This window comes from Acidiphilium sp. 20-67-58 (genome assembly GCF_002255515.1).
Lineage (GTDB): Bacteria > Pseudomonadota > Alphaproteobacteria > Acetobacterales > Acetobacteraceae > Acidiphilium.
This window is the reverse complement of sequence record NZ_NCAS01000019.1, coordinates 55,214-63,688: the sequence shown is the minus strand read 5'-3', so window position 1 is coordinate 63,688 and position 8,475 is coordinate 55,214. Positions and strand designations below refer to the sequence as shown.

5 protein-coding genes are annotated in these 8,475 nt (G+C 63.9%); 3 read left to right on the top strand and 2 right to left on the bottom strand.

Annotation, left to right across the window (positions count from 1 at the left end):
* Positions 1–406: 406 nt before the first annotated feature.
* Entirely contained in the window at positions 407–1,708 is a 1,302-nt protein-coding gene (locus B7Z76_RS09415; protein WP_291343558.1) for a glycosyltransferase family 1 protein, read from the bottom strand.
* Between the two features lie 142 nt (positions 1,709–1,850).
* Positions 1,851–2,528, bottom strand: coding sequence for a TetR/AcrR family transcriptional regulator (locus B7Z76_RS09410; protein WP_291343556.1), 678 nt, complete (start codon positions 2,526–2,528; stop codon positions 1,851–1,853).
* Between the two features lie 193 nt (positions 2,529–2,721).
* Between B7Z76_RS09410 and B7Z76_RS09405 the strand changes: the two genes are divergently transcribed.
* From B7Z76_RS09405 to B7Z76_RS09395, 3 genes are read left to right on the top strand one after another with little or no spacing between them, the layout of a single operon-like run.
* The gene (locus tag B7Z76_RS09405) at positions 2,722–4,245 is read left to right on the top strand and encodes an efflux transporter outer membrane subunit (RefSeq protein WP_291343554.1); all 1,524 of its coding nucleotides are present in this window, start codon (positions 2,722–2,724) and stop codon (positions 4,243–4,245) included.
* Entirely contained in the window at positions 4,242–5,426 is a 1,185-nt protein-coding gene (locus B7Z76_RS09400; protein WP_291343552.1) for an efflux RND transporter periplasmic adaptor subunit, read from the top strand. The genes B7Z76_RS09405 and B7Z76_RS09400 overlap by 4 nt, the downstream gene beginning before the upstream one ends.
* 7 nt (positions 5,427–5,433) lie before the next feature.
* Positions 5,434–8,451: an efflux RND transporter permease subunit gene (locus tag B7Z76_RS09395; RefSeq protein ID WP_291343550.1), complete on the top strand. Its 3,018-nt coding sequence runs from the start codon at positions 5,434–5,436 to the stop codon at positions 8,449–8,451.
* Positions 8,452–8,475: the final 24 nt, after the last annotated feature.

Sequence of the window (8,475 nt, the reverse complement as noted above, 5' to 3'; positions counted from 1 at the left end):
ATTTCAGTCCAGGCCATCGTGTCTCCGCTCGTCTTCGCAAACGAACTGAATCACAACTCGCTGAAATCGCTCAACTATCTTTTGCGGTCAGGCTCTTAACGCCAGCTATCACTGGCGCGATCGTAACGGTCATATGGTCATCTTCGATGGTGTCAGGACAGCGATCTCCACTAATGGGATCGCCCCAGGCATGCGGCTCAACATGACGATCAACGTGCAGGCTCCGCCTGAACCAGGACAATACGTTCTTATGCCTACTCTTGTAAAAGAAGGGGTTGCGTGGTTCGAGGAGATGGGTTTTTGCCGGCAGAAATCGATATAGATGTTTTTTAATGTATTTTGCGGTATAAATTGGAATACATAAAATTTTCCAATAAATATCAAAGCAATTTTTTATAAATAGTATCTAGTCTACTGGCATGCGCCTCGGGGGAAAAAGTGCCCCCTGGCGCAGGCCGCGCTTCGCGAGGTCATCCCGCAGGGCTTCGTCGCCATCCAGCATGGCGATGGCGCGGGAGATTGCCCTGGTTTCATAGGGATTGACCATCACACAGGCATCGCCGGCGACTTCCGGCAGCGAGGCGGCGTTCGAGGTGATCACCGGCGTGCCGAGCTGCATCGCCTCCAGCACCGGCAGGCCGAACCCTTCGTAAAGCGAGGGGAACAGCGCCGCACGCGCGCCGCTGATCAGCGTCATCAGCAGGGCGAAGGGCACGTAGTTCAGGCGAATGATGTTGTTCCGGCGGCCCGTTCCGGTTTGCAGGTCTTCCAGGAGCTTGAGTTCATGCTCCGATTTCCAGGCCTGCGCGCCGACAATCACCAGCGGCGTGGGCACGCCGCTTGAAAGATATCCCTCGATCATCCGGCCGATATTCTTCTTGGGCTCGATGGAACCCCAGAACAGGTAGTATTTGCGATATTCGAGGCCGAATATGCCCTCCAGTTCGCGGGCAATGGCGTCGGCCGGCCGGTTGAGATAGATTTCGGGCACGTACACAGACTGGTACGTGTTCGTCACCCGCGAGGGCGACACGCCAAACAGCCGGACGATATCCGCCTTCGATGATTCGGAGACGGTGACGATATGATCCGCCTGGTCGCAAATCGCCGAGACAAGCCTGAAATAGCGGCGCTTGTTGTCCAGCGTCGTGTGCGGCAGGCGCAGCGGGACGAGATCGTGCAGGGTATAGACGTTGGGCATCCCCGGCGCGCGCAGCGGCAGGGGATAGGTCCAGTGCATCAGGTCGGGCGGCGCCTCGAACCGAACCCGGCGCAGCGGCGCGGAACGGCTGAAATTCGCATGCGAGACGCGGAACAGATCCGGGCTGTTATGAATGGCATCGAAATAGGGCAGACGGGATGCAAAGGAGTCCGCGATCACGAGGCCGCTCATCGGCACCTGGGTGGCGGAAAAGCCGATCCGCGCACGGCCCCAGTTCAGCACGTCTTTCCAGGCCTGGCCAAGCGGGGAGATGCGCGGTTGGTAGGTGTCGAAGAACGACACCTCCTTCATTGCCGGGCTCATCTTGGCGGACGGCTTGTTACCGTACAGGACGCCAACCCGATAGCCGAGATCGCGGATACAGTAGCTGAGATTGCGCGCATAGGTCGCAACACCGGTGCCGCGTTCGAGCTCGAGATTGCGGCCGTCGATCATGATTGTCTTGGCAGCGGGGGCCGCACGGTCGGCTGGGGGTGTCGCACTCACGCTTGTCTGGTTCCTCGCGATGTCGGGGCGGGCTGGATCACGAAAGGCGGATCACACGCCATCGATACATTGAAGCGCCTGTTAGCACCATGCCGGGCCGGCGGCGCGCTCCCAGACCGCCCCGCGAGGGGCATTCAGCCGCTCACCCCTGCGCGAGAGTTTCGCGAACCGGCACGGCGCCTTGACCAACAGCGCGGGCGCCGTTGAGAAACAGGGTCACCGCGCGGGCGATGCGGGCGTCGATCTCCGCGCGGGTGCGGGTCTTGCCGATGCCGAGCAGCATTTCGATGTGGATGTTGCCGATCGCCATGCCGTAGAGCATGTGCGCGGTCTCCTCTGGGTCATCGATCGCAAGATCGCCGCGGGCGTTGCAGGCGGCGAAATAGTCGCGCAGCGCATCGCGGCAGGGTTTTGCGCCCTCGCGGTCGAGCAGGCGGGAGAGGGTTCGCCCGTGCATGTATTCGGCCATGATCAGGCGCGCGAGGGCGATGATTGACGGGCTCATGACGTGGTGCGCCCAGAGCCGGATCATGTCGTTCAGCACGTCCGCCACCGGACGACCCGCGGTTTCGATCCCGGAGACGTCGAGCGGGCGGCGGCGGCGTTCGAGAAGGGCGGTGAACAGGTCCTCCTTCGATTCGACGAGCTGGTAGAGCGTGCGCTTCGACATGCCGGCCTCGGCCGCAATGTCGTCCATGGTCGTGGCGTGATATCCTTTCCGCAGGAATATCCGCTCGGCGGTTTCAATCAGCGCATCCCGCCGCTGTCGCGCCGCATCGGCGGTATCGCGCCGGCGGCAGACCCTGGTGACAATGTTCATCGGTCGGTTCCTCGCTGGTTCCTCAATTCGCAAGAAAGCTAGCTAATTTCAATATGAAAAACTTCCGCACCGCGCATCTTGACGCAACGGCGGGAAACTCGATAGTTTCCATACGTCGATCGAGGAGGCTTTTGCGCGCTTGCTCGCGACCGAACCGGACCAGACAGGCAGCGCGCGACAGGTGTCATATATCATGAAGTCCACTGTTATTCCGATGCGTCGCCGTGCCGGGCTGGCAACGGCCCTGCTTGGCACCACGCTGCTCGCGGGCTGCGCGGTCGGGCCCGATTACCGCCAGCCCGCCGCACCGAAGCTGCACGACTATACCACCACCCCCCTGCCCCACCGGACGGTTTCGTCCAGCGGCAAGGGTGGAGCGGCACAGGATCTGGTGATCGGGCAAAAGATCGCCGGCGCGTGGTGGGAGCTGTTTCACTCGCCGCAGCTCGACGGGCTGATCCGCAGCGCCCTGGCCAACAATCCGAGCCTGAAATCCGCGCAGGACACCCTGCTCGCCGCGCGGGACAGCACGCGGGCAGCAGAAGGCGGCTTCTTTCCTTCGATGTCCGGCAGCTTCCAGGCGGAGCGGCTGCGCAGCGCGCTGGGCACAACGGGGGTCGGATCCACCGGCGCCAGCGCGACCTACACGCTGCGCAACGCCTCGGTGGCGGTTTCCTACGCGCCGGATGTGTTCGGCGCCACGCGCCGGCAGGTGGAAGGCCTGCGCGCCCAGGCCGAGCAGCAGCGTTTCGCGCTTGAGGCCAGCTATCTTTCGCTGACCGCGAACATCGTGACCGCCTCGGTGACGGAAGCGTCGCTGACGGCGCAGATCGCCGCGACGGAGAAGATAATCGACTCCGAGAAGCGGCTGCTCGATATTCTGAATCGGCAAGTGGCGCTCGGCGGCATTCCCGAGACGAACGCCCTCACCCAGCGGACGCAACTGGCCCAGACCGAGGCAACGCTGCCGCCTTTGCGCAAGCAGCTGGCCCAGAGCCGCGACCAGCTCGCGGCCTATGACGGCGTTGCACCGAGCCGCTTCCACATGGCCGATTTCACCCTGACCGACCTGACACTGCCAGATCAGCTCCCGGTGAGCCTGCCCTCGGCGCTGGTGCGGCAGCGCCCGGATATCCGGCAGGCGGCCGCAGTGCTGCACCAGGACACAGCGCTCGTCGGCGTCGCCACCGCGAACATGCTGCCGCAAATCACCCTGTCCGCCGGGCTTGGCCACGAGGCGCTGAACGGCCAGGCCCTGTTCGCGCCGCAGACGCTGATCTGGAATCTCGCCGCCGGACTCACCCAACCGCTCTTCGAGGGTGGGACGCTGTTCTACAAGCGCCGCGCCGCGGTCGCGACCATGAAGGCCGCGGCCGAGACCTATGAAAACACCGTGGTGCTCGCCTTCCAGAACGTGGCGGACACGCTGGAAGCGCTGCATTACGACGCCATTGCCCTCGCCGCCGACACCGCCGCCGAGCGGGACGCGAAGCGCAGCCTCGACCTCGTCGAAGGCCAGTTCCGCCTGGGCGGCGTGCCCTATACCACGGTGCTGACCGCGGAGCAGACCTACGAAACCGCGGTGATCAACCGCATCAAGGCCACCGCCCAGCGCTATGCCGACACGGCGGCACTGTTCCAGTCGCTCGGCGGCGGCTGGTGGCACCGGCATGACGTGAAGAAGCAAGTCGAAACCTGCTGTGGAGTATTGCCATGACGGCGCCAACCCCCGGAACCGCCAGCGAAACCCCCGCGCGCAAGGCGAAGAGACCCTCGGTCGTGCTGCGCATGATCGTGATGCTCGTGCTCGTGGCCCTGGTGCTCGGCGCCATTTTCGGCTTCGGCGCGTTCCGCGACGTGATGATCGCGAAATTCATCGCCAAGCTGAAGAACCCGCCGCAGACCGTGGCAACGATGGTGGCGAAACAGACGCCGTTCCAGGACGCCGAAAATGCCACCGGCAGCCTCGTGGCGCTGCAGGGTGCGGCACTTTCGGCGCAAGTTGCCGGCATCGTCGACACGATCGATTTCCGCTCCGGCCAGGACGTGAAGAAGGGGCAGCTGCTGCTGACGCTTCGCCCCAACAACGACGACGAGGTGCTTGCCCAGCTCGAGGCGACGGCGAAGCTCGACGACATCACCTACCGGCGCGATCTGGCGCAATATCAGGCGCGCGCGGTCAGCGCGCAGACGGTGGACACCGACCGTGCGAATCTCGCCAGCGCGCAGGCGCAGGTGCGAAGCCAGAAAGTGCTGATGCAGGAAAAGAAGATCTATGCGCCCTTCTCCGGGCGAATCGGCATTCGCGCCGTGAATGTCGGCGAATTCCTCGCCGCCGGCACGGCGATCGGAACGCTGGAGCAGCTTGACCCGATCGCGGTGGATTTCTACCTGCCGCAATCCGCGCTGCGGACGATCCAACCCGGCATGAAGGTCGGGGTCACGGTTGACGGGTTCCCCGGCATCAATTTCGCCGGCAAGGTGACGGCGCTCGACTCCGCCGTCGGCACCGCGACGCGGATGATCCAGATCCGCGCGATGCTGATCAACCCGCACGACGAATTGCGGCCGGGCATGTTCGCCCGGGTCAGCATCGATATCGGCACGCCGAAGGACCAGGTCACCCTGCCCAAGACCGCGATCGCCTATAACCCCTACGGCGACACGGTGTTTCTCGTGAAACATGACAAGCAGAGCAAGACCGGCAAATCCGCCGAGCAGGTCTTTGTCACGCTCGGGCAGACCAGGGGCGATCAGGTCGCTGTGCTCAAGGGCGTCAAGCCGGGCGAGGAGGTCGTGGTAGCGGGACAGGTGAAGCTAAAGAACGGCACGCCGGTGGCGATCAACAACAAGATCCTGCCGCAGAACCTGCCGAACCCTTCGGTGCCGAACGAATAAGCGCGCCATGAAAAATTTCACGACACTCTTCATCCGGCGGCCAGTGCTGTCGATCGTGGTCAGCGCCGCGATCCTCGTGCTCGGGCTGCGTGCGCTCGGCGGTCTTCCGGTTCTCGAATACCCGAAGACCGAGAACGCGACGATCACCATCACCACCAGCTATCCGGGCGCCGACCCGAACACGATCGCCGGTTTCGTGACGACGCCGATCGAGCATGCGATCGCGCAGGTCAACGGCATCGACTACATGACATCGCAGAGCCAGACCTCGACCAGCACGATCAAGGTCTATCTCGTCCTCAACTACAACCCGGACAAGGCGCTGACCGAGATCCAGGCGCAGATCCAGTCCGTGCTCAACCAGCTGCCCTCTGGCACGCAGCAGCCGCAGCTCAAGCTGCAGGTCGGCCAGCAGCTCGACGCGATGTATATCGGCTTCAAGAGCAAGGTGCTCTCGCCGAACCAGGTGACCGACTATCTCACCCGCGTCGTCCAGCCGCAGCTGCAATCGGTGCCCGGTGTGCAGACCGCGGAAATTCTCGGCGCGCAGAACTTCGCGATGCGGATCTGGCTCGAACCCGCGAAGCTTGCCGCCTACGGGCTGACCGCCACTACCGTCTACAACGCCCTTGCCGGCAACGACTTCATCAGCGCGCTCGGCAGCACCAAGGGCGCGATGACGCAGGACACGCTGACCGCATCGACCTCGCTGCACAGCGCCGCCGCGTTTCGCCGCCTGATCGTCAAGCAGTCGGGGAGCGCAATCGTGCGGCTCGGCGATGTCGCGCGGGTGCAGCTCGGCTCGGACAGCTACGAATCCGAAGTCGCCTTCGACGGCAAGCCAGGTGTCTATATCGGCATCCAGGTCGCCCCCTCCGCCAACCTGCTGTCGGTGATCCGCGGCGTCGAGACGCGCTTTCCGGAAATCGCAAAGCAGTTGCCGGCGGGGCTGGACGGCGCGATCGTCTACAACTCGGCAGCCTTCGTGAACGCGTCGATCCACGAAGTGGTCGCCGCACTCATCGAGGCCCTGCTGATCGTGGTGCTGGTGGTGTTCGCCTTTCTCGGCACCCCGCGCTCGGTGTTCATCCCCGTGATCGCGATCCCGCTCTCGCTGATCGGCACCTTCGCGGCGATGCTGATGCTCGGCTTCTCGATCAACCTGCTCACCCTGCTCGCCCTCGTCCTTGCGATCGGGCTGGTGGTGGACGACGCGATCATCGTCGTCGAGAACGTCAACCGCCATCTCGACAATGGCGAAACGAGGCTGCACGCGGCGATCAACGCGGCGGCCGAACTGGGCAGCCCGATCATCGCGATGACGGTCGTCCTCGCCGCGGTTTACGTGCCGATCGGGTTTCAGTCCGGCCTGACCGGCGCGCTGTTCACCGAATTCGCCTTCACCCTCGTCTCGGCGGTGACGGTATCGGCGATCATCGCGCTCACCCTCTCGCCCATGCTCTCCTCACGGCTGCTGCACCACATCCCGCGCGACGGCACCGACTGGGAGGCAAGGCTGGTCCATTTCATCGACCGCCTCTTCAACGCCGTGCACCGGCGCTACATGCGGATGCTGCGCGGCAGCCTGCGGACCCTGCCGGTCACGCTCACCTTCGGCGCCATCGTTCTCGCCAGCATCTACTTCCTGGCGGCGGGGGCGAAGAGCGAGCTTGCCCCGCAGGAAGACCAGGGGGTGGTGATCCTGTCCTCCACCTCGGCGCCGAATGCCACGCTGCAGCAGAAGCTGCTCTGGGACCAGGAGCTGAACCGGCTGATGATGTCCCACAAATCGGTCGGGCATACGTTCCAGTTCGAGACGCCGACCTTCGCGATCTCCGGCATGGTGCTGAAGCCCTGGACGGAGCGGACGACGAACTCGACCGTGCTGCAGAACGACGCGTTCCAGCCGCCGCCGCTGCCTGGCTCGCAAGGCCTGCCGGTGCAGTTCGTCATCAAGACCACCGATCCGTTCGGCACGCTCAACGGGGTGGCGCAAAAAGTGCTGGGTGCCGCGCTGAAAACCGGCAAGTTCATCTTCCTGCAGAGCGACCTGAAGATCGACCAGCCGCAGGCGACGGTCGTCATCAACCGCGCCAAGGCGGCAACCCTCGGGCTCGACATGAGCCAGGTCGGCGCGGCGATGGCGCAGGCGCTCGGCGGGCTCTACGTCAATTATTTCAGCCTCGATGACCGCTCCTACAAGGTCATTCCGCAGGTGGGGCAGAAGAGCCGGCTGAACGTGTCGCAACTGCTTGACTATCCGGTGGCCAACATCAACGGCGTGCCGATCCCGCTCGGCGCGATCGCGACCATCCGCAACGATGTCATTCCCGAATCGGTCAACCACTTCCAGCAGCTCAACGCGGCAACCATCCAGGGCGTTGCGGCACCCGGCGTTTCCACCGGCGAGGCGGTGAAGGTGCTGCAGCAGATCGCAGCAAAAGACCTGCCGAGCGGCTACGATGTCGATTACGGCGGGCCGATGCGCCAGTTCATCCAGCAGCAGGGCGGGTTTCTGGCCACGTTCGGCTTCGCGGTCATCGTGATCTTCCTCGCCCTTGCCGCGCTGTTCAATTCGTTCACCGACCCGCTGATCATTCTCGTGTCGGTGCCGATGGCGATCGTCGGCGCGCTGATCTTCATCTATCTCGGCTTCGGGCTCAGCCTGAACATCTATACCGAGGTCGGGCTGGTGACGCTGATGGGCCTGATCAGCAAGCACGGCATCCTCATCGTCGAGGTCGCGAACGAGGCGCAGCTCGCCGGCATGACCAAGCGCGAGGCGATCGAGCACGCGGTCGGCATCCGGCTGCGGCCGATCCTGATGACGACCGCCGCGATGGTTCTGGGCGTCCTGCCGCTGATCATCGCCAGCGGTGCTGGTGCCGCGGCACGGTTCAACATGGGCATGGTGATCGCCGCGGGCCTGTCGATCGGCACGCTGTTCACGCTGTTCGTCCTGCCGGCGGTGTATATGGTGGTCGGTCAGAAGCATGTCACCGAAAACGAGGTCAGCCCGGGCTGACCGGGCGCGACGGGAGACAGGTTT